Source organism: Nonomuraea sp. NPDC050394, assembly GCF_044459065.1.
GTDB lineage: Bacteria > Actinomycetota > Actinomycetes > Streptosporangiales > Streptosporangiaceae > Nonomuraea.
Window position 1 is genome coordinate 91,907 of sequence record NZ_JBITIO010000011.1, and the last position, 24,360, is coordinate 116,266.

At 68.7% G+C, this 24,360-nt stretch carries 28 protein-coding genes and 1 tRNA gene; 14 read left to right on the plus strand and 15 right to left on the minus strand.

The features are described 5' to 3' along the window. Positions 1-4 precede the first annotated feature (4 nt). The 5 genes from ACIBKY_RS35610 (at position 5) to ACIBKY_RS35630 (ending at position 3,874) form a co-directional block, all read left to right on the plus strand. Complete coding sequence (locus tag ACIBKY_RS35610) at positions 5-1,246, plus strand: AAA family ATPase (RefSeq protein ID WP_397103746.1); 1,242 nt, start codon at positions 5-7, stop codon at positions 1,244-1,246. Positions 1,247-1,756: 510 nt separating this feature from the next. Continuing rightward, positions 1,757-2,191 carry a hypothetical protein gene (locus tag ACIBKY_RS35615; protein WP_397103748.1) on the plus strand — a complete coding sequence of 145 codons (435 nt, stop codon included), beginning with the start codon at positions 1,757-1,759 and terminating at the stop codon, positions 2,189-2,191. After that, entirely contained in the window at positions 2,188-2,388 is a 201-nt protein-coding gene (locus tag ACIBKY_RS35620) for a helix-turn-helix domain-containing protein (protein WP_397103750.1), read from the plus strand. The genes ACIBKY_RS35615 and ACIBKY_RS35620 overlap by 4 nt, the downstream gene beginning before the upstream one ends. Then, positions 2,388-2,588, plus strand: coding sequence for a hypothetical protein (locus ACIBKY_RS35625; RefSeq protein WP_397103752.1), 201 nt, complete (start codon positions 2,388-2,390; stop codon positions 2,586-2,588). The genes ACIBKY_RS35620 and ACIBKY_RS35625 overlap by 1 nt, the downstream gene beginning before the upstream one ends. Before the next feature lie 2 nt (positions 2,589-2,590). Further along, positions 2,591-3,874 carry a tyrosine-type recombinase/integrase gene (locus tag ACIBKY_RS35630; protein ID WP_397103754.1) on the plus strand — a complete coding sequence of 428 codons (1,284 nt, stop codon included), beginning with the start codon at positions 2,591-2,593 and terminating at the stop codon, positions 3,872-3,874. A 448-nt stretch (positions 3,875-4,322) separates the two neighbouring features. Here ACIBKY_RS35630 and ACIBKY_RS35635 read toward each other — a convergent pair. Together ACIBKY_RS35635 and ACIBKY_RS35640 are read right to left on the minus strand one after the other, a co-directional pair. Continuing rightward, a tRNA-Pro gene (locus tag ACIBKY_RS35635) sits at positions 4,323-4,396 on the minus strand. 72 nt (positions 4,397-4,468) lie between these two features. Further along, entirely contained in the window at positions 4,469-5,362 is an 894-nt protein-coding gene (locus ACIBKY_RS35640; protein ID WP_397103756.1) for a metallophosphoesterase, read from the minus strand. 60 nt (positions 5,363-5,422) lie between these two features. On the opposite strand from ACIBKY_RS35640, the gene ACIBKY_RS35645 reads away from it, so the two are divergent. After that, positions 5,423-5,878 (plus strand): GatB/YqeY domain-containing protein, encoded by a 456-nt coding sequence (locus ACIBKY_RS35645; RefSeq protein ID WP_397103758.1) that lies wholly within the window; start codon positions 5,423-5,425, stop codon positions 5,876-5,878. Between the two features lie 296 nt (positions 5,879-6,174). Here ACIBKY_RS35645 and ACIBKY_RS35650 read toward each other — a convergent pair whose 3' ends face one another. Then, entirely contained in the window at positions 6,175-8,391 is a 2,217-nt protein-coding gene (locus ACIBKY_RS35650) for a transglycosylase domain-containing protein (protein ID WP_397103760.1), read from the minus strand. Positions 8,392-8,632: 241 nt separating this feature from the next. Between ACIBKY_RS35650 and ACIBKY_RS35655 the strand changes: the two genes are divergently transcribed. After that, the gene (locus tag ACIBKY_RS35655; RefSeq protein ID WP_148036282.1) at positions 8,633-8,929 is read left to right on the plus strand and encodes a WhiB family transcriptional regulator; all 297 of its coding nucleotides are present in this window, start codon (positions 8,633-8,635) and stop codon (positions 8,927-8,929) included. A gap of 41 nt (positions 8,930-8,970) precedes the next feature. Here the strand turns inward: ACIBKY_RS35655 and ACIBKY_RS35660 are convergent, their stop codons facing one another. Together ACIBKY_RS35660 and ACIBKY_RS35665 are read right to left on the minus strand one after the other, a co-directional pair. Beyond that, the gene (locus ACIBKY_RS35660) at positions 8,971-10,104 is read right to left on the minus strand and encodes an ArsA family ATPase (protein WP_397103762.1); all 1,134 of its coding nucleotides are present in this window, start codon (positions 10,102-10,104) and stop codon (positions 8,971-8,973) included. Then, a complete protein-coding gene (locus tag ACIBKY_RS35665) occupies positions 10,101-11,102 on the minus strand; it encodes an ArsA-related P-loop ATPase (protein WP_397103764.1) in 1,002 nt (333 codons plus the stop codon). Before ACIBKY_RS35665 ends, ACIBKY_RS35660 begins: the two co-directional genes overlap by 4 nt. Positions 11,103-11,179: 77 nt before the next feature. On the opposite strand from ACIBKY_RS35665, the gene ACIBKY_RS35670 reads away from it, so the two are divergent. From ACIBKY_RS35670 to ACIBKY_RS35685, 4 genes are read left to right on the plus strand one after another with little or no spacing between them, the layout of a single operon-like run. Beyond that, entirely contained in the window at positions 11,180-11,335 is a 156-nt protein-coding gene (locus ACIBKY_RS35670) for a DUF4177 domain-containing protein (protein WP_181019660.1), read from the plus strand. Next, the gene (locus tag ACIBKY_RS35675) at positions 11,332-11,790 is read left to right on the plus strand and encodes a RidA family protein (RefSeq protein WP_397103766.1); all 459 of its coding nucleotides are present in this window, start codon (positions 11,332-11,334) and stop codon (positions 11,788-11,790) included. The genes ACIBKY_RS35670 and ACIBKY_RS35675 overlap by 4 nt, the downstream gene beginning before the upstream one ends. Before the next feature lie 59 nt (positions 11,791-11,849). Then, positions 11,850-12,650 (plus strand): NUDIX hydrolase, encoded by an 801-nt coding sequence (locus tag ACIBKY_RS35680; protein ID WP_397104306.1) that lies wholly within the window; start codon positions 11,850-11,852, stop codon positions 12,648-12,650. Beyond that, positions 12,647-13,435 (plus strand): MBL fold metallo-hydrolase, encoded by a 789-nt coding sequence (locus tag ACIBKY_RS35685; protein ID WP_397103768.1) that lies wholly within the window; start codon positions 12,647-12,649, stop codon positions 13,433-13,435. Before ACIBKY_RS35680 ends, ACIBKY_RS35685 begins: the two co-directional genes overlap by 4 nt. A gap of 4 nt (positions 13,436-13,439) precedes the next feature. Here ACIBKY_RS35685 and ACIBKY_RS35690 read toward each other — a convergent pair whose 3' ends face one another. From ACIBKY_RS35690 to ACIBKY_RS35700, 3 genes are all read right to left on the minus strand, one after another. Continuing rightward, entirely contained in the window at positions 13,440-13,964 is a 525-nt protein-coding gene (locus ACIBKY_RS35690) for a hypothetical protein (RefSeq protein ID WP_397103770.1), read from the minus strand. Between the two features lie 128 nt (positions 13,965-14,092). Next, positions 14,093-14,641 (minus strand): MFS transporter, encoded by a 549-nt coding sequence (locus ACIBKY_RS35695; RefSeq protein ID WP_397103772.1) that lies wholly within the window; start codon positions 14,639-14,641, stop codon positions 14,093-14,095. A 108-nt stretch (positions 14,642-14,749) separates the two neighbouring features. Then, entirely contained in the window at positions 14,750-15,430 is a 681-nt protein-coding gene (locus ACIBKY_RS35700) for a Crp/Fnr family transcriptional regulator (protein WP_397103774.1), read from the minus strand. 107 nt (positions 15,431-15,537) lie between these two features. Between ACIBKY_RS35700 and nth the strand changes: the two genes are divergently transcribed. Beyond that, complete coding sequence (gene nth / locus ACIBKY_RS35705) at positions 15,538-16,194, plus strand: endonuclease III (RefSeq protein WP_397103776.1); 657 nt, start codon at positions 15,538-15,540, stop codon at positions 16,192-16,194. Positions 16,195-16,248: 54 nt separating this feature from the next. Further along, on the plus strand, positions 16,249-16,899 hold the full coding sequence (locus ACIBKY_RS35710; protein ID WP_379611316.1) for an NUDIX hydrolase: 651 nt from the start codon (positions 16,249-16,251) through the stop codon (positions 16,897-16,899). Here the strand turns inward: ACIBKY_RS35710 and ACIBKY_RS35715 are convergent. Then, the gene (locus ACIBKY_RS35715) at positions 16,846-17,166 is read right to left on the minus strand and encodes a hypothetical protein (RefSeq protein WP_397103778.1); all 321 of its coding nucleotides are present in this window, start codon (positions 17,164-17,166) and stop codon (positions 16,846-16,848) included. The genes ACIBKY_RS35710 and ACIBKY_RS35715 overlap by 54 nt on opposite strands. Positions 17,167-17,247: 81 nt before the next feature. Between ACIBKY_RS35715 and ACIBKY_RS35720 the strand changes: the two genes are divergently transcribed. Next, entirely contained in the window at positions 17,248-18,438 is a 1,191-nt protein-coding gene (locus ACIBKY_RS35720; protein ID WP_397103780.1) for a MarP family serine protease, read from the plus strand. Positions 18,439-18,456: 18 nt separating this feature from the next. Here ACIBKY_RS35720 and ACIBKY_RS35725 read toward each other — a convergent pair whose 3' ends face one another. The 6 genes from ACIBKY_RS35725 to acs all read right to left on the minus strand — a co-directional run bounded on the left by ACIBKY_RS35725 (position 18,457) and on the right by acs (position 24,267). Then, the gene (locus ACIBKY_RS35725; RefSeq protein WP_397103782.1) at positions 18,457-19,071 is read right to left on the minus strand and encodes a pentapeptide repeat-containing protein; all 615 of its coding nucleotides are present in this window, start codon (positions 19,069-19,071) and stop codon (positions 18,457-18,459) included. A 20-nt stretch (positions 19,072-19,091) separates the two neighbouring features. After that, the gene (locus ACIBKY_RS35730; protein WP_397103784.1) at positions 19,092-19,538 is read right to left on the minus strand and encodes a DUF309 domain-containing protein; all 447 of its coding nucleotides are present in this window, start codon (positions 19,536-19,538) and stop codon (positions 19,092-19,094) included. Continuing rightward, positions 19,535-20,449 (minus strand): alpha/beta fold hydrolase, encoded by a 915-nt coding sequence (locus tag ACIBKY_RS35735; RefSeq protein WP_397103786.1) that lies wholly within the window; start codon positions 20,447-20,449, stop codon positions 19,535-19,537. The genes ACIBKY_RS35730 and ACIBKY_RS35735 overlap by 4 nt, the downstream gene beginning before the upstream one ends. After that, positions 20,439-20,888, minus strand: a complete 450-nt coding sequence (locus tag ACIBKY_RS35740; RefSeq protein WP_397103788.1) for a phage holin family protein — start codon at positions 20,886-20,888, stop codon at positions 20,439-20,441. Before ACIBKY_RS35740 ends, ACIBKY_RS35735 begins: the two co-directional genes overlap by 11 nt. A gap of 31 nt (positions 20,889-20,919) precedes the next feature. Then, positions 20,920-22,146: a Na+/H+ antiporter NhaA gene (gene nhaA / locus ACIBKY_RS35745; RefSeq protein WP_397103790.1), complete on the minus strand. Its 1,227-nt coding sequence runs from the start codon at positions 22,144-22,146 to the stop codon at positions 20,920-20,922. Between the two features lie 147 nt (positions 22,147-22,293). Next, on the minus strand, positions 22,294-24,267 hold the full coding sequence (acs, locus tag ACIBKY_RS35750; RefSeq protein ID WP_397103792.1) for an acetate--CoA ligase: 1,974 nt from the start codon (positions 24,265-24,267) through the stop codon (positions 22,294-22,296). Positions 24,268-24,360: the final 93 nt, after the last annotated feature.

The window sequence follows — 24,360 nt, forward strand, 5'->3', positions numbered from 1 at the left end:
CCCCGTGGCAGCACCTACGCCACCGATCACAGTCAACGGCCGCCGCCGCCAGCTGGCCGCCGCCCTGCTGCCCAACCCCAGCACCGAGCCACCCAATGAGGCGGACGAACGCGGGGACCGACCGCCCAATTTGGTGGCGGTCCGACCGCCGGACGAACCGTCCGACCCCGCCCGGACGAGCGCGCGGACGCTGCGCCTGACTCCCGCCTCAACCGTGAAGATTCGCCCGGTGCGCTGGCTGTGGGCGGACCGCATCCCGGCCGCCGCCATCACTCTCATCCCCGGCCGCGAGGGCATCGGCAAGTCGCTGTTGCTGGCATGGATGACCGCGCGGCTGACCCGCGGCGAGATGCCCGGCGCCCACCTGGGCACGCCCCGTCCGGTCATCTACGCGGCCACTGAGGATTCCTGGCCCCACACCATCGGACCGCGCCTGATCGCCGCGGGGGCAGACCTTGACCTGGTGTTCCGCGTGGATGTCGAGTTCGGCGACAGCACCGAACAACTCATCCTGCCGCGCGACTGCGACGCCCTGGCCGAAGAGATCCGCGAACGCGACGTGGCGATGCTGGCCATGGACCCAGCGCTGTCGCTGATCTCCTCCACGATCAACAACAGCCAGGATCGCGAACTGCGCACCGCCCTGGAACCGCTGTTTCGCATGTGCGACACCACCGGGTGCGCGGCGGTCGGGCTGGCCCACTTCAACAAGTCCACGACCGCCGACCCGCTGACCGCCATCACCGGTTCCCGCGCGTGGGCGGCCGTGGCGCGGGCCGTGCTCGCGGTCGCTCGGGACCCGCAGGCGGAAGACGGCTCGTGTGTGCTGTCACAGGCCAAGAGCAACCTGGGACGCCTGGACGTGCCGTCCCTGCGCTACCAGGTGCGCACCGTCGAACTCCCTACCGCCGAGGGTGAGAGCGCCCACGTCGGGCTGCTGGAGTTCACCGGCGAGTCTGAGCGCAGCGTGGAAGACATCCTCGCCGAGAGCGCCACTCGTGACACCTTCGACCGCGCCGAAGCTGGTGAGGCCGCCTCATGGCTGGCCGCCTACATCGCCGACCAGCCCAGCCGCGAGGCCAGCGCCCAACAGGTGTTCACCGAGGGGCAGGCCGCCGGGTTCTCCAAGGACCAGCTCAAGCGCGCCAAGCCTCGCGCCAAGGTCGTCTCCCGCAAGTCCGACTTCGGCCAGGGCTGGGTCTGGGCACTCACCACCGCCCCCGGAACCGAAGGGGGCGCGGCATGAACCACAGCCACGCCCCGAAGGGAGCGAAGAGCGCGAAGGGAGCGAAGGGAGCGGGGACCAGGGAGTGCGCTCTTGGCGCTCCCTTCGCACCCCGCCATTCCCGCCGCGAGCCGTCGCACAGGGCCGCGCGCGACGCGTCGTGTCGCACCGGCGGAACACGACGGCTCACACCACCGGCCGCGCCTGCGAGGGGGGTTGGGGGGAGGGTTACAGGTCAGCGCGGGGGCCACCGACCGTGGCCCCGGCGTGGCCCCCTCGCGTGGCCCCCCTCGTGGCCCCTGCCGTACCGGGGCGTGGCCCCCCCTCGTGGCCCCCCATTCCAAGATCAAAAGGAAACGCGCGCATCAGCCCACGCGCAGCCGCGCACGCGCGCCCACCGCCGCCCACGAAGGGAGCGCCAAGAGCGCACTCCCTGGTCCCCGCTCCCTTCGCTCCCTTCGCTCCCTTCGCGCTCTTCGCACACCAGTTCACCCCGCCCCAACCGCCCGCTCAACTCTCCGGGAGATCTCCGTGCCTACGCCCGACCAGATCGCACTCGCCGACCAATTCGCCGCCGCCGAAGCTGAGGCTGACATGCGCCTTGCCGACTTCGACGGGGAGGAGACCCACCTCCTGCCCCTGTCCGGAACCTGGCTGTACGAGTACGTCACCGCCATGGAACAGGCCGTCAGAGAGAAGACCGGCCGCGTCTGCGCCCACCTCGGCCGCTCCCCGGCGGTCATGTACACGGCCGTGTGGATGCCGACCACGCTCGTCTGCCTGACCTGCACACCCGTGCTGGCCCTCAGCGACCCCCAGCGCATCCACTGCTACCGCTGCGACAAGCGCAAGTGGCCCCTCAACGAGGGCATCGCTCGCGCCGGCAACGTCCTCATGAGCTTCCTGATCTGCGACCCGTGCGGCCACATCACCGGAGTCATCACCCAGAAGGGAGTGCCCGCATGACCACACCGCCGCTGGAAGACCTCCGCCTCTACGACGTCAACGAGGCCAAGGAGATTCTCAACCTCAGCCGCGCCACCCTCTACCGCGTGATGCAGTCCGGCCGCCTGCGCACCGTCCACGAGGGCCGCGCCTGCCGCATCACCGCCGCCGCCATCCGCGACTACATCGCCCTACTCGAACAGGAAGCCGCAGCCTGATGAACCTCCAGTTCGCCCACCAATGGATCGCCCTAGACGAAGTCCTCCACGATCTCACCGTTGACCGAACCGAATGGCTGTCCTGGGTCGCCAACGGCGATGCCCCCGATGCCGTGCTCTGGCTCGACAGCGACGGACTCCTCTCCCGCGACACCTACGAACAGTGGTGTGTAAGCCGCACCGTCGAAGGGGACGGCTAGCCGTGACCGAAGAACCGCCGAATAAGCGCAAACCTCGCACACGCGCCAACGGGGAAGGCTCCATATTCCCCTACCGCAACAACTACGCCGCTTATGTCTGGGTCACCACACCCACCGGCGAGAAAACCAAGAAGTGGGTCTACGGAAAAACTCGCGAAGAAGTTCACGACAAGTACGTGAAGCTGCAAAACGAAGCCAAGAAAGGACCTGTCAGTACCTCGATTCCTCTCCTCATGCAATACCTCGCCTATTGGCTCAAAGAAGTGGTGATTGAGCCCGACTTCGCACCATTGACCATCGCCACGTATGAGACGTTCACACGCCTCTATATCATCCCCTATCTCGGACGTAAGCGACTCGACAAGCTTACGATTCGCGACGTGCGCGGTTGGATCAACAAGCTACGAAAGCTCTGCCAATGCTGCGCCCAGAGCAAGGATGCGCGTAGAGACAAGAACAAGCAGAAATGCTGCGCTGTCGGAAAATGCTGCGAGCAAGTAGCTTCCGAACGAACGGTTCGCGACGCGCTAACCGTCCTCCGTAGCGCACTCAGCTACGCCGTAGGCGATGAAATCATCGGCAAGAACGTGGCCGCCGGTCTCCGTATTCCGCGCCTACGGAAGAGACGCAAGGTCAAGCCGTGGAGCGTCGCAGAGGCGAAGCAGTTCCTAGAAAGAGCCCTAGCGGATGCTGACGGGCTTTATGCCGCCTACGTCCTCATCCTGGTACTTGGCCTGAGGAAGGGTGAAGTGCTCGGTCTCAAGTGGGACCTCATCGACCTCGACGCTAAGGAACTGTTCGTAGGGGAACAGCTCCAGCGCGTCAGGCGTCAACTTCTCCGCCGCGAAGTCAAAACGGAATCCTCCGAGGCGGGGCTCCCTCTTCCAGAGATATGCCTTGCCGCTCTCAAGCTGCGCCAGGAACGCCAGGAAAGAGATAAGGAAGCGCACGCCCAGCGCCAGGAAGGAAACGGAAGAAAGCCGCCCGAAGAGTGGAAAGAAACCGGGCTCGTCTTCACCACGCGGAACGGGTCGCCGATCGAACCCCGCAACTTCAATCGGAGATTCGACTACCGCATAGCGCAAGCTGGTGTACGCAGAATCACGGTGCACGGAACACGAGGAACGTGCGCAACCCTTCTGGCCGCCCTCGACGTGCATCCGCGGGTCGCGATGCGCATTCTTCGGCATAGCGACATCAAGGTCACGATGGAGGTATACACCGAGGCGACCGACGAAGCGACTCAGGAAGCCCTGAAAAGGCTCGGGCAAACGCTCGGCGCCTAGCATCCCCCTCCCTCCCTGTTCAAGCCAGTCCTTTCAAGTCTCTGTGTGAAGAGGCGAAGAGCTGCTTGAACAGGGAGGGGTTCCCCTCGCGGCCTCCCAGCGCGCGTAAGGCGCTCAGATCCTCTCTAACAAGAGCATCTTCGTCCTGATGTCCTGTCATCAGAATCGACATCTTCGGCGGTCTGAGGGGCATCTGAGGCCTTCCTCTTCCGGGGGGATAGCCCTCTAGACCTAGAGATGTCCTGGTCTAGGTCTAGAGGCTGCTCTAGAGCCTGGAGGCGTGATCCACCTGCGGGCTAGCGCCTAGAGGCAACCTTCTGGAATCCCCGCCAGATCCACATAGGACGGCCGCCAGCTGGCCCAACGGAGTGGGCTCTAGCTGTACTTCGTAGCTGTATGGCATGCAAAAAGGCCGCTTCCGATCACCGGAAACGGCCCTCTAGCTGGGTCGGGGTGGCGGGATTTGAACCCACGGCCTCTTCGTCCCGAACGAAGCGCGCTGCCAAGCTGCGCTACACCCCGGTCGCACGCCGGTCTTGCGCGTGCTTGGGAAAGTCTAGCGGACTTCGCGGGTGCTTGGGACCGCATAATCCGTCAGCGGCGCGGTACCAAGGTGAGCAGGGTCGCCTCCGGGAAGCAGGCGAAGCGGACCGGGGCGTACGGGGAGGTGCCCAGGCCGGCGGAGACGTGGAGCCAGGCGGAGTCGTGGGTGCTCAGGCCCTTGACGCGGGCCCGGTCGATGCCGCAGTTGGTGACCAGGGCGCCGTAGAAGGGGACGCAGAGCTGGCCGCCGTGGGTGTGGCCGGCGAGCAGGAGCTGGTAGCCGTCGGCGGCGAAGCGGGTCATGTTGCGGGGCTCGGGGGAGTGCATGACGCCCAGGCGCAGGTCGGCGTCGGTGGGGGCGGGGCCGGCTACCAGGTCGTAGCGGTCGCGGTCGATGTGGGAGTCGTGGATGCCGGCCACGGCCACGTCGAGGTCGGCGACCTTCAGGCGGGCCGTCGTGTTGTTCATGTCGAGCCAGCCTTCGGCGGCCATGCCTTCGCCCAGTTCCCGCCACGGGAGCGACGGTACGTGCTGGCGGCGCTCGTTGCGGGAGGTGCGCCACAGGTAGCGGGCGGGGTTCTTGAACACGGGCGCGTACAGGTCGTTGGAGCCGTACACGAACAGGCCGGGGCGGGACATGAGCGGCTCCAGGGCGTGGAGCAGCGACGGGACGGCGTCCGGGTGGGCGATCGAGTCGCCGGTGTTGACCACCAGGTCGGGTTCGAGTGAGCCGAGCGAGCGTACCCAGTTGATGAGCTTTTTGCGGCCGGGTGTCAGGTGCAGGTCGGACAGGTGGAGGATGCGCACCGGGCGCTGCCCCCGGGCCAGGACCGGAACGTCGAATCGGCGCAGCCGGAACCAGTTGCGCTCGACGACCGAGGCGTACCCGAGCCCGGCGATGCCGAGACCCAGCAGGGACAGTGGTATGGCGGCGGCTTTCCTCACGTACTTATGATGCCCGACATCCGGCACGAGAGGTGCCGCTCAAGCGGCAAGATGGACCGCATGAGCGCATTGAAGGACAAGCTGAAGGCCGATCTGACGGCTTCCATGAAGGCCAAGGACGAGGTCCGCCTCCGCACGATCAGGATGGTCCTGGCGGCCGTCAACGTCGAGGAGGTTTCGGGCAAGCAGGCCAGGGAGCTCAGCGACGACGAGATCGTCAAGGTGCTGACCAAGGAGGCCAAGAAGCGCCGCGAGGCGGCCGAGGCGTTCGGCAACGCCGGGCGCGCCGCGCAGGCCCAGGCGGAGCTGGACGAGCAGGCGGTGCTGGAGGAGTACCTGCCGGCGCAGCTCTCGGACGAGGAGCTGAACGCGCTGGTCGACGCCGCGATCGCGGAGAGCGGCGCGACCGACCCGAAGGCGATGGGCGCGGTCATGAAGGTGCTCAACCCGAAGGTCGCCGGCCGCGCCGAGGGCGGGCGTGTCGCCGCCGCCGTGCGCGCGCGCCTGTCCGGGTGATCAACCGCGTGTGATCAGAGAGCCATCCGTTACGGCAAAGCCGCCGCCACCCACCACCCGCCGCCGCCCCGCGGGGCCGCGCTTCCACGCCCGGCAGTCTGACGGGCGGCCCGCCGTGACGTCGCCTCCTTGACCGGCAGCCTCGGCAACCGGCAGCCCGGCAACCGAAAAGCCCGGCAACCGAAAGCCGGGCACCGAAAAGCCCGGCAGCCGGAAAACGCGAGGCAAGGCCGTACCGGAAAGGCTCCCAAAACGCGTTGAGAGGCCTCCCAGAGGCCTCTCAACGGTTCGGAGGGCTAGTTGCCCGGGGTGATGGGCCCGAAGTCGCCGTCGTCCGCGTCGAACATGTCGAACGGATCGCCGCCCCGATCGTCGGGTTCGCCGTCCCCGCCCCGGTCCTTGTCCTTCTTGACCGGCTTGGGCGCGCAGATGTCGCCGCAGCCGCCGAAGCGCTCCATGTTCACCGGAGTGAACTCCGCCGCTTCGATCCCCTTCAGCGCCTGCATCATCGACTGCTTCCAGATGGGGCCGGAGATGGAGGCGCCGTAGACGTAGCTGTAGCCGCGGCCGCCGATGGTGACGCCCATCAGGCGGTTGTCGAAGGCGCCGCGCGGGTCGCCGATGCTGACGGCGGAGGAGAGGTTCGGGGTGTAACCGGCGAACCAGGCGGCCGTGTAGCCGTCGGTGGTGCCCGTCTTGCCCGCCGCGTCCCTGCCGATGCCGCCGACGCCGCTCATGGTGCCCTTGGTGAACACGCCGGACAGGATGCCGCTGACGGCGTCGGCGACCTCCTCGTCCATGACCCGCGTGCACTTGGGCTTGAACCGCTTGGCCTTGCCGTAGCGGTCGACGATCTCGGTGATGGCCAGCGGCTTGCAGGACTGGCCGCGCGAGGCGAAGACGGCGTAGGTGCTGGCGACGGTGACGGGGTCGGTCTCGTTGATGCCGAGCGTGAAGGTCTCGAACTCGCGCAGCGGCTGCCCGTCGGCGCGCTTGAGCCCGAGCTTCTTGGCCATCTTGACGGTCTTGCAGAGGCCGACGCGCTCTTCGAGCTTCATGAAGAACGTGTTGACCGAGCCCCACGTGCCGGACTGCAGCGTCTTGAAGCCGCCGCCGCCCTCGCTGGAGTTGCGCACCTGGTGGGACGGCTCGCCGACGCGGTTGCCCTTGCAGTCGCGGAAGGCGCCGTAGCTGGGCGCGTTGTAGCCGGCAGGGGAGGGGAAGCCGTCGCCGTACTTGTAGCCCTCTTCGAGGGCCGCGGCCAGCGTGTACGGCTTCGCCGTCGATCCCTGCTGGAACCCGCCGCCGCCGCCGTGCTTGGCGTCGGCCACGACGTTGTAGCTGATCTCGTTCTTCTTCTTGTTGTTGCCGAACTTGCGGCTGGCGGCCATCGCCTTGATCTCACCCGTGCCCGGGACGATCATGGCCTGCGAGGCGACCGGCTTGTCCTTGGTGCTGACCCAGTTCTTGATCGCCTTCTCGGCGGCCTTCTGCATCTGCGGGTCGATCGTGGTCTTGATCGTCAGCCCGCCGCGCTGCAGGAGTTTCTTGCGTTCCTCGGGGGTCTTGCCGAAGTCCTCGTTGTTGAGGATCTCGTACTGCACGTAGAGGCAGAAGTACGGATACGGGCTGGTCTCACAGCCACCCGGGAACTTCGTGTCCTTGTAGCCGAGCTTGGTGGCCTTGGCCGCGTCGCGCTCCGCGGGAGTGATCTTGCTGAGCTGCGCCATCCGGTCCAGGACGATGTTGCGCCGCTCCAGGAGCGCCGCGCGCGACTCCTTGCTGACGTTGGGGTCGGTCCTGTTCGGATTCTGTACGGCTCCCGCCAGCGTGGCCGCCTCGGCGAGGTTGAGCTCGGCGGCCGACTTGCCGAAAAAGCGCTTGGAGGCGGCCTGGACGCCGTAGGCTCCTGCACCGAAGTAGGCGATGTTGAAGTACTTCTCCAGGACCTCGTCCTTCGTGTACTTCTTCTCGATCGCCAGCGCGTAGCGCAGCTCGTTGAGCTTGCGCGAGACCGTGGGCGCGATGGCGGCGGCCCGCTCGGCATCGGTCTCGGCGGCGTTGAACAGCACCTGCTTGACGTACTGCTGCGTGATCGAGGAACCGCCCTGGGTCACGCCGCCGGAGGTCATGTTCTTGAGGAGGGCGCGGATGGTGCCCTCGATGTCGATCGGCCCGTGCTCGTAGAAGCGGAAGTCCTCGATGGAGATCAGCGCCGTCTTCATGATCGGAGAGACCTTGTCGAGCGTCACCGACTGCCGGTTCTCGAAGAAGAACTGGGCGATCTGCTTGCCCTTGGCGTCCTTGAGCACGGTGCGCTCGGGCAGCGGAGGTTCGTCCAGTTCCTCCGGCTTGAGGTTGAGATCCTCCATGGCTGACTTGGCCGTCACCCCGGCGCCGCCCACGGCGGGCAGCGCGATGGCGGCCGTCAGCACACCCGCGGCCGCCCCCGCGGCGATGAGCCGGATGACGTTCGTGACTGGTGATGAACGATCTTTGCCCTGAGCTTGCACAGGACCAAGAGTACGTCGAAAGAGTGTCGTTATCGGTAACCGAACCCCATTTCGCCTTGACTGGAAGGGGTGACTAGTCATTCCCGGTCAACACTCGGGCGAGAAATTGGTCCTCTGGGGTCTGTCGGCCCGAACGTCTCGTTGCATACGTTCTCCTCTGCGGCAACTGAATACGGAGGCTCGGCGCCCGCGCCCGTCGGCCCCAAGTGACGACTGACCACCTAAGGGGAGTGGGGTCGAAATGTGGATCACGGATTGGACCTCCCGTGCCGCCTGTCGAGGTGCGGATCCGGACGCGTTGTTCGTCCAGGGAGCCGCGCAGAACAGGGCTAAGCTGATCTGCCGAGGATGCCCGGTCCGTACCGAGTGCCTCGCCGATGCGCTCGACAACCGCATCGAGTTCGGGGTGTGGGGCGGTATGACGGAGCGGGAACGGCGGGCGCTGCTGAGGCGACGGCCAGACGTGGACTCGTGGCGGGAGCTGCTCGAGTCTGCGAAAGAAGAGTACGAACGGACAAACGAGCTGATAGCGGGCTAACCCCGCCCGGGAAGCACGGCCGGCGAGCGTCGGCCGTGCTTTCATGCTCCCGAAGCCAGGAGCTCCCCGATCTGGTGCAGACCCGCCAGGTCGTGGACGTCCTCCGACATGGCGCGGACCTGGACGACGGGCACCGTGGGATGCGCGGAGACGAAGTGCTCCTGCTCCCGGTGCTCACGGGCCGCGAGCTGCATCCGCCCGGTGTGGAGCCGCAACACGGCGGCGGTCAGCTCGTGCTCGCCCTTGGACTCCAGGTCCTCCGCCGCGGCCGCGCTGCGCGCCGCCGAGATGCCCGCCGCGGGTGAGAAGTGCACCCGGTTGACCACGAGCCCGGCCAGCGGCATGCGCTCCTCCGCGAGCCGTTCGACGAAGTACGAGGCCTCCCGCATCGCGTCGCGCTCGGGCGCGGCCACCACCACGAAGGCGGTGCCGGGCGCCTGCAGGAGCCGGTAGGTCATCTCCGCCCGCTGCCTGAACCCGCCGAAGACGGCGTCCAGCGCGGAGACGAAGGTCTGCAGGTCCTTGAGCACCTGCGCGCCCAGCAGCTTGGTCATCGCTCCGGCCACGAGCCCGAACCCCGCGTTCAGCAGCCGGAAGGCGCTGCGGCCCCCGGCCTTGGCGGGCGCGGTGAGCAACTTGATGAAGCGCCCGTCGAGGAAGCGGCCGAGCCGTTCGGGGGCGTCGAGGAAGTCCAGCGCGGAGCGTGAGGGAGGGGTGTCGACGATGATCAGGTCCCACTCGTCCGAGCGGCGCAGCTGCCCGAGCTTCTCCATCGCCATGTACTCCTGCGTGCCGGAGAAACTGGACGACAGCGACTGGTAGAAGGGATTCGACAGGATCTGCCTGGCCCGCTCGGGGTCGGCGTGGGCCTCGATGATCTCGTCGAAGGTCCGCTTCATGTCGAGCATCATCGCGAACAGCTGGCCACCGCCCTCCTCGGCGGTGTGCACCAGCCTGGGGGTGTTGTCCAGCTCCGAGAGGCCCATCGACTGCGCCAGCCGCCTGGCCGGGTCCACGGTCAGCACGACCGCCCCCCGGCCGCGCTCCGCGGCCCGCAGGCCCAGCGCGGCGGCGGTCGTGGTCTTGCCCACGCCGCCGGCGCCGCAGCAGACGATGATGCGGGTCCCGCGGTCGTCGAGGATGGCGTCGACGTCGAGGGGGGCGGGCTTCTTCACGCGGCTCCCTGGTTTCGGATGCTTGCGGCCAGCTCATAAAGGCCGGCCAGATCTACACCGTCGGCCAGCAGCGGGAGCTCGTATCGGGGCAGATCAGCCTGGTCGAGAGAGGCCCGCTCGGCACGCTCGATCGCGGTACGGCGGGCGTGCTCGACCACCTCTCCCACGAGGGATTCGGCCACCACCGCCGCGTCGGCCCCGTCGGCGAGACCGGCCGCCTTGAGGCCCAGTGTGAGTTCCCCCACGTCGAATCGGCCCTTGACAGCCGAGTCAAGTACGGCCTGCGGAAGCAGTGATTCACGGACCATATTGATGAAAATTCCGCCAGGCGGAAGACCGGCAGAACGCAATTCGGCGAGGCCGTCCAGCGTCTCCTGAACCGGCATCTCCTCCAGAAGCGTGACAAAGTGCACGGCCGTCTCGGGAGACTTCACCACCCCGCTCACCAGGTCGGAGTGGTTCTTGATCGGCCCGACCTTGGCCAGTCCAGCCACCTCCTGGGTGACGTTGAGGAAGCGGGTGATCCGGCCGGTCGGCGGCGCGTCGAGCACCACGGCGTCGTAGACGCGCCTGCCGTTCTTGGCCCGCCTGCGCACGGCCTCGGTGGTCTTGCCCGTGACCAGGACGTCGCGGAAGCCCGGCGCCACCGTGGTGGCGAAGTCGACGATGCCCATCCGGGTCAGCGCGCGGCCGGCGCGGCGCATGCCGTAGAACATCTCCATGTAGTCGAGCATGGCCTCTTCCGGGTCGATGGCCAGCGCGTACACGTCGCCGCCGTCGGGGGCCACCGCGATCTTGCGCTCCTCGTAGGGGAGTGGTGGCAGGTCGAAGATCTGCGCGATGCCCTGCCTGCCCTCCACCTCCACGAGCAGCACCTTGCGCCCGCCCGCGGCCAGCGCGAGTGCCAGCGCCGCGGCCACCGTCGTCTTGCCGGTGCCGCCCTTGCCGGTGACGACGTGCAGTCGCACGCCGTCCCAATCGGTGTCCCGAGAGTCCACGATTCGAGGCTACCTGGCGGTCACTTACGGAAACCTCCTGCGGGGCCTTTGAGCTCCGTCACACTACGCTGAGCCGCATGAAGAAATGGGAGTACCTCACAGCCCCGCTGCTGATCCACAACACCAAGATGATCCTGGACAACTTCGGCTCCGACGGCTGGGAACTGGTCCAGATCGTGCCGGGCCCCAACGCCGAGAACCTGGTCGCCTACTTCAAGCGGGAGAAGGCATGACCCCCGAGGAGAGGATCGCCGCTCTCGGGCTGACGCTGCCCGAGGTCGTGCCTCCGCTGGCCGCCTACACCCCCGCCGTACGCACCGGCGACCTCGTCTACACCTCGGGCCAGGTGCCCATGGTGGAGGGCAAGCTGGTCGGCTCCGGCAGGGTCGGCGCCGACCTCACGGCCGAGGAGGCCGCCGGTCACGCCCGCATCTGCGCGCTGAACGCGATCGCCGCCCTGAAGTCGCAGGTCGGCGACCTGGCGAAGGTCGTGCGGATCGTCAAGGTCGTGGTCTTCGTGGCCAGCGCCCCCGACTTCACCGGCCAGCCGGGCGTCGGCAACGGCGCCAGCGAGCTGCTGCGCGACGTCTTCGGCGACGCCGGTGTGCACGCCCGCAGCGCCGTGGGCGTGGCCGCGCTCCCGCTGGGGGCGTCGGTCGAGGTGGAGCTGATCGCCGAGGTTTCCTGACGGACCGGATATGTCACCATGACCGAGTGATGTTCTAGTTGGAGGTCATTGTGACTGGTATCCCCCTGCCGAAGGATCTGGCCGGCCGCGCGCGCGACATCAACGCGGGACGCATCGAACCGGTCCCCGCCCGGGACGCCGCCACCGTGGTGATCCTCAGGGAGGGACCGGGGCTGGAGGTGTACCTGCTGCGCCGCAAGACCACCATGGCCTTCGCCGCGGGCGCCTACGTCTTCCCCGGCGGCTCCGTGGACCCGCGTGACACCGACCACGCGGTCGCCTGGGCGGGGCCGTCCCCCCGGCAGTGGGGTGAGGTCTTCAACGCCGACGAGCGCACCGCCCGCGGACTGGTCTGCGCGGCGGTCCGCGAGACGTTCGAGGAGTCCGGGGTACTGCTGGCCGGGCCCGGCACCGATTCCGTGGTCGCCGACACCACCGGCGCCGACTGGGAAGCCGACCGCCTGGCGCTGATCGACAGGAGCCTGGCCTTCGCCGACTTCCTGGCCAAGCGCGGCCTGGTGCTCCGCTCCGACCTGCTGAAGCCGTGGGCGCACTGGATCACCCCCGAGATCGAGGAGCGCAGGTTCGACACCCGCTTCTTCGCCGCCGTGCTGCCCCCCGGCCAGCGCACCCGCGACGTGGGCGGCGAGGCCGACCAGGTCGCCTGGAAACGCCCGTCCGAGGCGCTCGAACTGGCGGCCGGCGGCGAGATCTTCCTCATGCCGCCGACCTACCAGACGCTCAACGAACTGGCCGCCTTCGCGTCGGTGGGCGATGCGCTGGCCGTACAGCGAAAAATCATCACAATTCTCCCGCGAGCGGTAGAAATCGAGGGAGAGATGCGGTTGATGGTGTCATGAGCGGTCTCTACATCCCGATCGACACCCCCGACGGATCCCGTACGGCTCACGCCGAGAACCTCCTCGCCCCCAACCCCGGCATGATGACGCTCGACGGCACCAACACCTGGGTCATCGGCACCAACGAGGTGATCGTCGTCGACCCCGGACCCTCCGACGAGGCCCACCTCCTCCGCGTGGTCGCCCACCTGGGCGAACGCCGGGTCCGCCATATCCTGCTCACCCACGGCCACCACGACCACAGTGGCGGCGCCAAGCGCTTCGCCGAACTCGTCGGCGCGCCCGTCCACGCCCTGGACCCGCTGCACCGCCTGGGCTCGGAGGGCCTGACCGACGGCGACGTGGTGCGTGCCGGCGGCGTGGAGCTCCACGTGTACGCCACGCCGGGGCACTCCTTCGACTCCCTGTGCTTCTGGCTGCCGGTCGACCGCGCGATGCTGACCGGCGACACCGTCCTGGGCCGCGGCACCACCGTCATCGCCCAGGACGGCGGCCTGACCGACTACCTCCACAGCCTGGACCGCCTCAGGAAGACCGCCGAGGACCTGGAGGCCGACGCCCTCCTGCCCGGCCACGGCCCCGTCCTGGCGAACCCGCTGGCGGCGCTGGACGGCTACGTCGCGCACCGCCGCGAACGCCTCGACCAGATCCGCCAGGCCAGGAAGAACGGCGCCAGGACCCCGCGCGAGGTCGTCGAAGTGGTGTACGCGGACGTGGACCGCTCTCTGTGGCCGGTCGCCGAGATCTCCGTCCGGGCCCAGCTGGACTACCTGGCCGGCGAGTGAGCGCTCAGGGCTGGACGAGACCGACGGCGAACGCGTAGTCGTCCAGGGTGAACTGGGTGATGCCGTTCATGCGCAGGGCCTGTACCCGGACGGTGTAGGCCCCCGGACCCAGGGGAGCGGAGAAGCGCTCCAGGGCGTGCGCCTCCTCGGCGTCACCGGGGCTGTCGAACCTGTAGTCCGTGCCCGCGACCGGGTGCAGTTCGGTGGTCGTGCCCGCGGAGTTGACCACGACGACGCGCACGGAGCACCACGCGCTCGCGGCGCCGACGCAGACGGACTCGGCGGTGAAGCGGGCGTCGACGAATCGCGTCGTCCCCGCGGGCACGGTGACGTTGACCGACGCCGTCGGAATGTTCCCCCAGGCTCCGATCGTCTGGGCGGTCCAGGGGCTGTTCTCGCCGGTGAAGGACTGCGCGCTGGTCTGCGTGCCGTTCTGGGAGCTGGGTACGGCGCCGGCGGACGTGGCCAGCAGCGCGAGCGCACCGGACAGCGCCGCCGTGGTGAACGCGGACTTGATGAGTCTGGACAACGGGATTCCTCTCTGCCGTCGCGCAGCCGTGCGCCCCGCGACCGGTCGTTTCTGGAATCACGCTGACAAGAACGTTGTGGCTGGTGAAGCCGTCGCCGAATTATCCGGACAAGTCCGTACGGGGCGGCTCACGGCGCGGGACGGGCACGCGGCGTGAAGAGCGCCGCCGCCACCACGGCGACGACGGTCAGCGGCACGCAGAGCAGGAGGATCCATCGGAAGGAGGCGTATTGGGCGATGATGCCGCCGATCACGGGCCCGGCGTTCAGCCCCACCAGGGTCACCACCGCCGGGATCGCGACCGCCGGCCACCACGTGGTGCCACGCAGGTGTGTCCTGGCGAGCTCGAACCCGGCCCGCAGCACGATCGCGGACGCCAGCCCCTGCCCGAACCGGCCGGCGACGAGCATGCCGCCGGTCACCGCGAAGGCGCCGGCGGCCGACACCAGGCCGAAGCCGGCCAGCCCCCACAGGAGCACGCTCAGGCGGCCCTTCACGGGGATCAGCACACCCAGGAGGGCCACGGGATAGGCGTAGGCCAGCATGACCTCGGTCGCCGGGGTGGGGGAGAACTCCGCGGTGATGATCGATCCGGCGGCGTTCAGCACGGTCCAGTTCACCGAGAAGATCGCCACGCATAAGGTCAGGGCCGCGACCATCTGCCATCGTCCAGTCATCGCCGGACCATATTCAGGCGCGGTTGACAACCACTTGCAACAACCCGCCCCCGCTGCCCGTAGGGCCTCCACGGAGAACCGCCCGCACGGCCCTTGCCCCCGGGCCGGTCAGCGGGAGCGGTTGTGGAGCCGGTCCATGTCGAGGATCACCACGGCCTTGGCCTCGATGCGCAGCCAGCCTCGCTGGGCGAAGTCGGCCAGTGCCTTGTTCACCGTCTCCCTGGAGGCGCCCACCAGCTGGGCGAGCTCTTCCTGGGTCAGGTCGTGGTGGACGCGCAGCCCGTCGTCGGTCTTCACGCCGAAACGTTCCGCCAGGTCCAGCAACTGCTTGGCCACGCGTCCCGGCACGTCGGTGAAGACCAGGTCGGCCAGGACGTCGTTGGTACGCCGCAACCGCTGGGCCAGGGCGCGCAACAGGTGCAGAGCCACCTCGGGGCGGCCGGTCAGCCAGGGGCGCAGGTCGTCGTGGCCCAGCCCGGCCAGCCGTACGTCCGTCAGAGCCGTGGCGGTCGCGGTGCGCGGCCGGGGATCGAACAGCGACAGTTCGCCGAACATCTCGCTCGGGCCGAGCACGCTCAGCAGGTTCTCGCGCCCGTCCGGGGACTGGCGGGAAAGTTTGATCTTGCCTTCGAGCACGACGTAGAGACGGTCGCCCGTCTCGTTCTCATGGAAGAGCGTCTGTCCCTTGGACAGCTGGACTTCGGTGATGCTCGTGCGCAGCGCCGCTGCGCTCTCACGGTCGAGCGCGGCGAACAGGGGGGCCTTGCCCAGCACGTCTTCGGTGTTCACTCTGCCTCCTCTGCTGCCATTGTGACTCACCCCACTCCCCGCCACGCACTTAGGCTAGGGAGATGCCCTCTGAGTCGAGACTCGCCCTGGTCCGCAGGGCGCGCCGGATGAATCGCATACTGGCGGAAACCTACCCCGACGCCCACTGCGAGCTCGACTTCGGTAACCCGCTTGAGCTGCTGGTCGCGACGATCCTCTCGGCGCAGTGTACGGACAAAAGGGTCAACATGGTTACTCCAACCCTTTTCGCGAAATATCCGACAGTCCAGGATTACGCCGCCGCCGACCGCGCCGAGATGGAAACGATCATCAAGTCAACCGGCTTCTTCCGGGCCAAGACCAACTCGATCATCGGCATGGCCCAGGCCGTCTGCGACCGCTACCGAGGCGAGGTCCCCGGCAAGCTCAAAGATCTCGTCACCCTGCCCGGCGTGGGCCGCAAGACCGCCAACGTGGTCCTCGGCAACGCGTTCGGCGTACCGGGCCTGACCGTCGACACCCACTTCCAGCGCCTGGTACGCCGCTTCGGCTGGACCGAGGAGACCGACCCGGTCAAGATCGAGCACGTCGTCGGTGAACTCATCCCCAAGCGGGAATGGACCATCTTCTCCCACCGGGTCATCTGGCACGGCCGCCGCATCTGTCACGCCCGCAAGCCCGCCTGCGGCGTGTGCCCGCTGGCCGTCCTCTGTCCCGCGTACGGCACCGGCCCCACGGAGGAGAAGGCCGCCCAGAAACTCGTCAGGCCCGGCCCGTTCTCCTGAACTCGGACAACCTCGGTGGGAAGCTGCGAGGGCTCGATCGCGTTGGAGGTGTTCGTGACGCAGGTGCCCGACTGGCTGGACCAACTGGCGGCGAAAGCCGTACGCACGCAACCTCCCCGGGACATGCACCCGCCCGCCAACGGCGCGGGCAGGCGGGCGGCGGTGCTGATGCTGTTCGGCGAGGGCCCACTCGGGCCCGACGTGCTGCTGATCCAGCGCAGCTCGCGCGGACGCAGGCACGCCGGTCAGCCCGCCTTCCCCGGCGGCGGCGTGGACCCGGAAGACGGCGGCCCGGTGCGGGCGGCGCTCAGGGAGGCCGAGGAGGAGACGGGACTGATGCCCCAGGGGGTGACGGTCGTGTGCACGATGCCCGAGGTGTACATCTGGCGCAGCGACAACCGCGTCACCCCCGTCCTGGGCTGGTGGCACGCGCCGTCGGCGGTGCACGCGGCGGCCCCCGACGAGGTGGAGTCGGTGGAGCGGGTGCCGGTCGCGGAGCTGGTCGATCCGGGCAACCGGGTGACGTTGCGCCATCCCGGCGGCTACGCGGGCCCGGCGTTCAGGGTGCGGGGGATGCTCGTGTGGGGCTTCACCGCGAGCCTGCTGGACGGGGTGCTGGGGATGAGCGGGTTCGCGCGGCCGTGGGATGCGTCAGTGACCGAGGACCTGCCGCCCGAGGCCGTCAAGCTGGCCCGCCGAGGTTAGGGCGGCGTGCCGTACGCCCGGATCGTCGTCGCCGACGGCCAGATAGCGCAGGATCGGCAGCGACCGGAGCCTGAACGCGCTCAGGTCGGCCATGATGTGCACCCCCAGCAGCCGCTCAGCCGCGCTCTCCGCCGCGCACAGGCGTCTGGCCAGGGTGAAGGACTCTGAGTCCCCACGCGCTCGCAGCGCGCTGATCGCGCGCTTTCTGACGGGTCCTGCAGGGTCGGGGTCGGTCAGGGCCGCCTCGACGATCTCGCGCACGCTCACGCCGTCACGCTAGCCCGGAGGGTAAGCCCGTCCTGGCCGAAGGCGTGCACACTTGACCCGGTTGCTGGTTACCTTTGAAGCGTGCGCGGTGATCTGCTTGACCTCATCTTGATCGGCCTCGTGATCGCCTTCGGGATCTCGGGTTACCGGCAGGGCTTCATCATCGGCGTCATGAGCTTCGTGGGATTCGTGGGCGGGGCGGTGCTCGGGGTGTTCATCGCGCCGCCGATCTCCAAGGCCGTGGTCAGCGGCCCGACCGAGCAGGCGCTGCTCGCCATCGTGATCGTCTTCCTGACGGCGACGATCGGCCAGTTCGCCTCCTCGACGATCGGCGCCGTCGTCCGCTCGCACGTCACCTGGGAACCGGCGAAGCTGGCCGACGCGGTGGGCGGCACGTTCGCCAGCGCGTTGTCGGTGCTGGTCATCGCGTGGCTGATCGGCTCGCTGATCGTCTCGACCTCGTTCACGCCCCTGGTCACCCAGGTGAAGGACTCGCTGCTGCTGACCACGGTCGACGACGCGATCCCGCAGGCGGCGCGCAACTGGCAGCAGCCGTTCAAGCAGTTCATCGACAACTCCGAGTTCCCGCCGGTGTTCGACGCGATCGGCGGCGACCAGCTGGTCAACGTCGCTCCGCCCGACGTCAGCGTGCTGCAGGGCGGCAAGCTCAAGAGGGCCCGCGCGTCGATCGTCAAGGTCCAGGGCAACGCCGAGAGCTGCAACAAGCACATCGAGGGCACCGGCTTCGTCTACGAACCCGACCGGATCATGACCAACGCGCACGTGGTCGCCGGCGTCACCCGCGACCTGGAGGTCATCGACCAGGACGGCAACAAGCACGCGGCGACCGTGGTCCGCTACAACCCGCAGCGCGACATCGCGATCCTGCACGTGCCCGGCCTCAACCTGCCCAACCTGGAGTTCGACGGCCAGGCCAGGAGCGGCGAGAGCGCGATCATCGCCGGCTACCCCAAGGGCAAGGGCTTCACCGCCGAGCCGGCCCGCATCCGCAGCAAGATTCCCGCCAAGGGCCCGGACATCTACCGCAGCATGAACGTCACCCGGCAGGTCTACCAGATCCGCGGCAAGGTGCTGCCCGGCAACTCCGGAGGCCCGCTGCTCACCGTCGACGGCAAGGTCTTCGGCGTGATCTTCGCCGCGGCCATCAGCCAGGAGGAGACCGGGTACGTCCTGACCGCCGACGAGGTCCGCCCCGACGCGTCGGCCGGCCGCACCGACGTCAGCCCGGCCAGCACCCAGCGCTGCGACTAGCCACACCCGCGCACGTCGTCAGCGCACGTCGAAGCCCAGCGCGGCGGCCACGACCGTCGCCTGGAAGGAGTCGATGATCGCCTTCTTGACCGTGGTGACCTGCGGGTCGAGCGCGGCCAGGTCGCTGCCGCGCAGGTCGCAGGCGGTCAGGTCGGCGCTGTGCAGCCAGGCGCCCGACAGGTCGCTGCGCAGGATCTCGGCCTTCTCCAGCCGCGCCCCCGTCAGGTCGGCCTCACGCAGCCGCACCCCGTGGAAGGCGCTGCCGCGCAGGTCGGCGCCGGGCAGGCCGACGAACGACCAGTCGCCGCCCTCCACCTTGAGCAGCCCGTAGCTACAGCCGTCGAACATGCTGCCGGTGAACTTGCACGCCCGGAACGTGGCGTCGAAGAACGAGCACCGCCTGAACGTGCAGTTGACGAAGCTGGAGTCGTCGTGCTCGGAGACGTTGAAGCGCACCTGCGAGAACGTGCACTCCTCGAACGCCGAGCCGCGGTTGATCATCTCGGTCATGTCGACGTCGACGAACAGCACGCGGCGGAACGTCTCATGGTCGAGGTCGCGGCCGTCCCACTCGCCTGACCTGATCGCGGACTCGGTGGGCGGGGCCGGCACCCCGTGCTTGCGTTCGGCCATGCCGTCAGGCTAGCCGCGGGCTACGACAGTTCGAGCTCGCGCAGGATCAGGGCGATGGCGGCGCTCGCGTCGCTGTCCTCGCCGAAGCCCGTCGCCGCCCTGCCCACCTGGTCGTACGGCGGGCCGTACCCCTGGATGCGGGCGGCGCCGCGGCTGAAGAGGGTCAGGGCCCCGCGCCCGTTGCCCCGTTGCAGGTGGGTGAGGCCGACGCAGATCTGCGCCAGGCCCTGCCACAGCTCGCGCTCCTCGTCGGGGGCGCACTTCCAGCGGCCCTCGAACACCTCGTGCGCGTGGAAGGGCTTGGACTCCGCCAGGAACCGGCGGCCGTCGTCGAGCGCCTGCTCGGTGGTGGGGGCGTAGTCGTCGGGGACGCGTGGGACCCCGGCCGTGCCGTACGGCAGGGGGCGGCCGAACTCGTCGCGGGGGCGCGCGTTGCGCGGCCTGCCCTCGCTGTCGCGGTCTCTCATCGATCAGGCTCCGGGTCGGCCAGCCACCCGAGCAGCTCTGCGTCGAACTTCTCGGGGGTCTCCTCGTGGGGGAAGTGCCCCGCTCCCTCGATCAGTCTCCAGCGGTACGGCGCGGCGACGTAGCGGCCGGAGCCCTGCGCGGTGCGCGGCAGGACGCAGGTGTCGAGCAGGCCGTGCAGTTGCAGGGTCGGCGACTCGACTGCGGTGCGCATGGCCCTGGCGTAGCGCATGCCGTCGGGCCGCAGCTGGGAGCGGCCGAACCAGCGGTGGTACTCCAGGGCGAGGTGGGCCACCGCGGGGATGCGGAAGGCCTCGCGGTAGGTGCGGCCGGTCTCCTCGTCGGGCCAGCCGGGCCGCGACCAGGCGTCCAGCAGGCTGCCCACGAGCGCGCCCTCGTGGGCGACGAGCCGCCGCTCGGGCAGGATCGGCAGCTGGAAGCGCAGGGCGTGGCGGTTGGCCCTGAACTGGCCGGGGCTGAGCAGCGTGCGGCGCAGGCGGCGCGGGTGCGGCGCGCCCACGGTGACCAGCCTGCTGACGCTCTTGGGGTCCATGACGGCCATGGTCCAGGCCATCAGGCCGCCCCAGTCGTGGCCGACGACGATCGCGCGGGTCTCGCCGAGCGCCCTGATCAGGCCGGTGGCGTCGCCGGCCAGGGTGGGCAGGTCGTAGCCGCGCGGCGGTTTGTCGCTGCCGCCGTAGCCGCGCAGGTCGACCGCGACCGCCCGGTAGCCCGCCTCTGCCAGGGAGACGAGCTGGCGCCGCCAGGTCCACCAGAACTGCGGGAAGCCGTGCAGCAGCAGGACGAGCGGCCCTTCACCGGCCTCCACGACGTGGAAGCGGGTGCCACCGGCGTGTACGCCGCGGTGCGTCCAGGGTCCCTCGATCTGGACGAACGCCTCGTCAGGTGCCATCTGGCTTCACCGGCTCGCGATGTGTGCCCTCCAGGCCCGCGGTCGGCACCTGGCCGTCGTCCGGGTCCGCGATCTCCTTGAGTCCCTTGATCGAGCGCGCGGTGCGCTTCATGCCGGACAGCCCCTTGAGCCTGCGCATGCCGATGAACACCAGCAGTCCCGCGGCCAGCAGGTAGAAGACGGTCACGATGAGGAAGGCGGCCCACGTCGGCAGCCATTGGTCCAGCACGTACGCGATCGTGAACGAGATCAGGATCAGGCACAGGTGGGCCATGAACGCCGCGGCGGCGAACAGGCCGGCGGCCGTGCCGACACGTTTGGCGTCGAACCTCAGCTCGGCCTTGGCCAGCTCGATCTCCGAGCGGACCAGCGTGGAGATCTGCTGGCTCGCCTGGGCGACGAGAGAGCCCAGGGATTCCTCTTCCGTGGTCTGCTGCATGAACGTCTCCTATCGGGGCCTGGTGGCCATGTCAAACATCATCCAGCGCCCTGCGGCGATTGCGTACCCGGAGGTTGAGGAGCACCGCGGCCAGAACCGAGGCGATGAGGCTGGCCGCGAGGATCCCCGTGGTGACGGCGTCGGCGCGCTGCGGATCGTGTCCGTAGGCAAGGCCGCCGATGAGCAGCGACACCGTGAACCCGATCCCGGCCAGCAGTGACACCGCCGCCATGTCCCGCCAGTGCAGCTCTTCCGACAGTCTCGCCAGGCCGAGCCGTACCGACAGCCAGGCGCCGCCGAAGACCCCGAGGAACTTGCCGAGCACGAGACCCGCCACCACCCCCAGAACTACCCGATCGGAGAAGATACCGCTCATGCTTGACGCGTTGAGTTGCACCCCCGCCGACAGAAAGGCGAAGACCGGGACGGCGAAGCCCGCCGAAAGCGGCCGGATGTAGTGGTCGGCGGCCTCCGACGGGGAGCGTTCCTCGGAGTCGTCCGCCCACACGCGCGTGAGCAGTCCCAGTGCCACGCCGGCGACGGTCGCGTGCACGCCGCTGACCTCGACGAAGTACCACGCCAGCACGGCCAGCGGCAGATAGATCCATACCCCCTTGACCCGCTTGTACTGCAGGAACCCGTACACGCAGATCAGCGCGACCCCGGCCGCCAGCATGATCAGGTCGAGGTTCTCCGTGTAGAAGATCGCGATGATGGAGATCGCGCCGAGGTCGTCGACGACGGCGCTGGTCAGCAGGAACGCCCGCAGGGCCGCGGGCATCGCGCTGGCGGTGACGGCGAGGACGGCCAGGGCGAAGGCGATGTCGGTCGCGGTGGGAATCGCCCATCCTCGCCCGGCCTCGTGCGAACCCCAGCTGACCAGCAGGAAGATGGCCGCCGGAACGATCATGCCGGCGATGGCCGCGATGATCGGCAGGGCCGCCTTGCGCAGGTTGCTGAGCTCGCCGTGGACGAACTCCTCCTTGACCTCCAGCCCCGCCACGAAGAAGAAGATGGTCAGCAGGCCGTTCTGGGCCCATTTGACGAGTTCGAGATCGAGATGGAGCGCCGCCGGTCCGATCTTGGTGTCGCGGAGGGCGGCGTAGCTCTCGTAGGACGTGTTGGCCCAGACGAGCGCGGCCACGGTGGCCACGAGCATGACGATGCCGCCGATCGTCTCGGCGCGCAGCGCTTCGGCGAGCGTGCGGGCGTAGCGGACGGTGGGCCGGAACGGCCAGACCTCGGCGGCGCGGCGCAAGGTGGTTCCCCCTCGGGAGTGGCGGTTTTTGGGGTCGGTTCCCCCTGTCGCCGACCAGACTTCCCGGCACACCCGTGATTAATGTACCCGCATGCAGGAGGAAGGCCCCCATAGGGGCTATGGGGGCCTTCCTCTATCTCTCTGTGCTCAGTCCTCGCTCTTGGCGGAGGGCAGCTTCTCCGAGATGAGGTTCATCACCGTGCTGTCGGCCAGCGTGGTGACGTCGCCGACGCTGCGGTTCTCCGCCACGTCGCGCAGCAGGCGGCGCATGATCTTGCCGGAGCGGGTCTTGGGCAGCTCGGGCACGACCAGGATCTGGCGTGGCTTGGCGATCGGGCCGAGGGTCTTGGCCACGTGGTCGCGCAGTTCGGTGGCGATGTCCGCGCCCTCCTCCGCGGTGCCGCGCAGGATGACGAAGGAGACGATCGCCTGGCCGGTCACCGGGTCGGTGGCGCCCACGACCGCCGCCTCGGCCACCTTCGGGTGGCTGACCAGGGCGGACTCCACCTCCGTGGTGGAGATGTTGTGGCCGGACACGAGCATGACGTCGTCGACCCGGCCGAGCAGCCAGATGTCGCCGTCCTCGTCGCGCTTGGCGCCGTCGCCGGCGAAGTACATGCCGGGGAAGCGCGACCAGTAGGTGTCGACGTAGCGCTCGTCGTCGCCCCAGATCGTGCGCAGCATCGACGGCCACGGCTCGCGGATGGCCAGGTAGCCGCCGCCTCCGTTGGGCACGCTCTGGCCCTGGTCGTCGACCACGTCGGCGACGATTCCCGGCAGCGGGCGCATCGCCGCGCCCGGCTTCGCGCTGGTCACGCCGGGGAGCGGGCTGATCATGACCGCGCCGGTCTCCGTCTGCCACCACGTGTCCACGACGGGGGTACGGCCGGCGCCGATGTGCTCGCGGTACCAGACGTAGGCCTCGGGGTTGATGGGCTCGCCCACGGAGCCGAGGACGCGCAGGGATGACATGTCGAACTTCGCGGGGATGTCGTCGCCCCACTTCATGAACGTCCGGATCGCGGTGGGAGCGGTGTAGAGGATCGTGATCTTGTACTTCTGCACGATCTCCCAGAACCGGCCGCGGTGCGGGGTGTCGGGGGTGCCCTCGTAGATGACGCTGGTGGCGCCGTTGGCCAGCGGGCCGTACACGATGTAGGAGTGCCCGGTCACCCAGCCGATGTCGGCGGTGCACCAATAGATGTCGGTCTCGGGCTTGAGGTCGAAGACCGCGTTGTGGGTCCAGGACGTCTGGGTGAGGTAGCCGCCGGTGGTGTGCAGGATGCCCTTCGGCTTCCCGGTGGTGCCGCTGGTGTAGAGGATGAACAGCGGGTCCTCGGCGTCGTGCGGCTCGGGGGTGTGCCGGTCGCTCTGGCGCTCGACGATGTCGGCCCAGAAGACATCCCGGTCGTACGTGGAAATTTCTTGATTTGTCCGGCGGACGACGAGCACGTGCTCGATCTGCGGGCACTCGGCCACGGCCTCGTCCACGGTCGGCTTGAGCGCGGACGGCGCGCCCCTGCGGTAGCCGCCGTCGGCGGTGATCACAAGCTTGGCGTCCGCGTCGTCGATGCGGCTCTTGAGCGCGCTGGCCGAGAAGCCGCCGAAGACCACCGAGTGGATCGCGCCGATGCGGGCGCAGGCCAGCATCGCGATCGGCAGCTCGGGGATCATCGGCATGTAGATCGCCACGCGGTCGCCCTTGGCGACCCCCAGCTCCTGGAGCGCGTTGGCGGTCTTGTTGACCTCCCGCTGCAGGTCCGCATAAGTGAGGGTACGGCTGTCGCCCTCAGGCTCGCCCTCCCAGTGGTAGGCGACCTTGTCACCCCGCCCGGCCTCCACGTGGCGGTCGACGCAGTTGTAGGCGATGTTCAGCCGGCCGCCGACGAACCATTTCGCGAACGGCGGGTTCCACTCCAGCGTGGTGTCCCAGCGCTTGTCCCAGGTCAGACGGTCTGCCGCACGCTCCCAGAACCCGAGACGGTCGGCCGCCGCCTCGTCGTAAGCGTCGGCGGTCACGTTCGCGGCCGCGGCCAGGTCGGCGGGTGGTGCGAACCTGCGGTTCTCCTGCAGCAGGTTCGACAGCGCCTGGGGCTCGGTGCCAGGGGTTTCCGGGGCCACCTGAGTGCTCCTTCTATGGCCAGATTGGTTAGGTCGTGTCCCACTTCACCAGGTGGCGGGCGGCTCAAGCAAGAGGTCTAGACAGGTCCGTAC

Coding starts and splice junctions, on each gene's coding strand:
- ACIBKY_RS35675 (WP_397103766.1), top strand. CDS start 11,332: ATGACCCCCGAGGAGAGGATCGCCGCTCTCGGGCTGACGCTGCCCGAG.
- ACIBKY_RS35730 (WP_397103784.1), bottom strand. CDS start 19,538: ATGAGAGACCGCGACAGCGAGGGCAGGCCGCGCAACGCGCGCCCCCGC.
- ACIBKY_RS35695 (WP_397103772.1), bottom strand. CDS start 14,641: ATGACTGGACGATGGCAGATGGTCGCGGCCCTGACCTTATGCGTGGCG.
- ACIBKY_RS35685 (WP_397103768.1), top strand. CDS start 12,647: ATGAGCGGTCTCTACATCCCGATCGACACCCCCGACGGATCCCGTACG.
- ACIBKY_RS35620 (WP_397103750.1), top strand. CDS start 2,188: ATGACCACACCGCCGCTGGAAGACCTCCGCCTCTACGACGTCAACGAG.
- ACIBKY_RS35655 (WP_148036282.1), top strand. CDS start 8,633: ATGTGGATCACGGATTGGACCTCCCGTGCCGCCTGTCGAGGTGCGGAT.
- nth (WP_397103776.1), top strand. CDS start 15,538: ATGAATCGCATACTGGCGGAAACCTACCCCGACGCCCACTGCGAGCTC.
- ACIBKY_RS35625 (WP_397103752.1), top strand. CDS start 2,388: ATGAACCTCCAGTTCGCCCACCAATGGATCGCCCTAGACGAAGTCCTC.
- ACIBKY_RS35670 (WP_181019660.1), top strand. CDS start 11,180: ATGAAGAAATGGGAGTACCTCACAGCCCCGCTGCTGATCCACAACACC.
- ACIBKY_RS35645 (WP_397103758.1), top strand. CDS start 5,423: ATGAGCGCATTGAAGGACAAGCTGAAGGCCGATCTGACGGCTTCCATG.
- ACIBKY_RS35740 (WP_397103788.1), bottom strand. CDS start 20,888: ATGCAGCAGACCACGGAAGAGGAATCCCTGGGCTCTCTCGTCGCCCAG.
- ACIBKY_RS35735 (WP_397103786.1), bottom strand. CDS start 20,449: ATGGCACCTGACGAGGCGTTCGTCCAGATCGAGGGACCCTGGACGCAC.
- ACIBKY_RS35725 (WP_397103782.1), bottom strand. CDS start 19,071: ATGGCCGAACGCAAGCACGGGGTGCCGGCCCCGCCCACCGAGTCCGCG.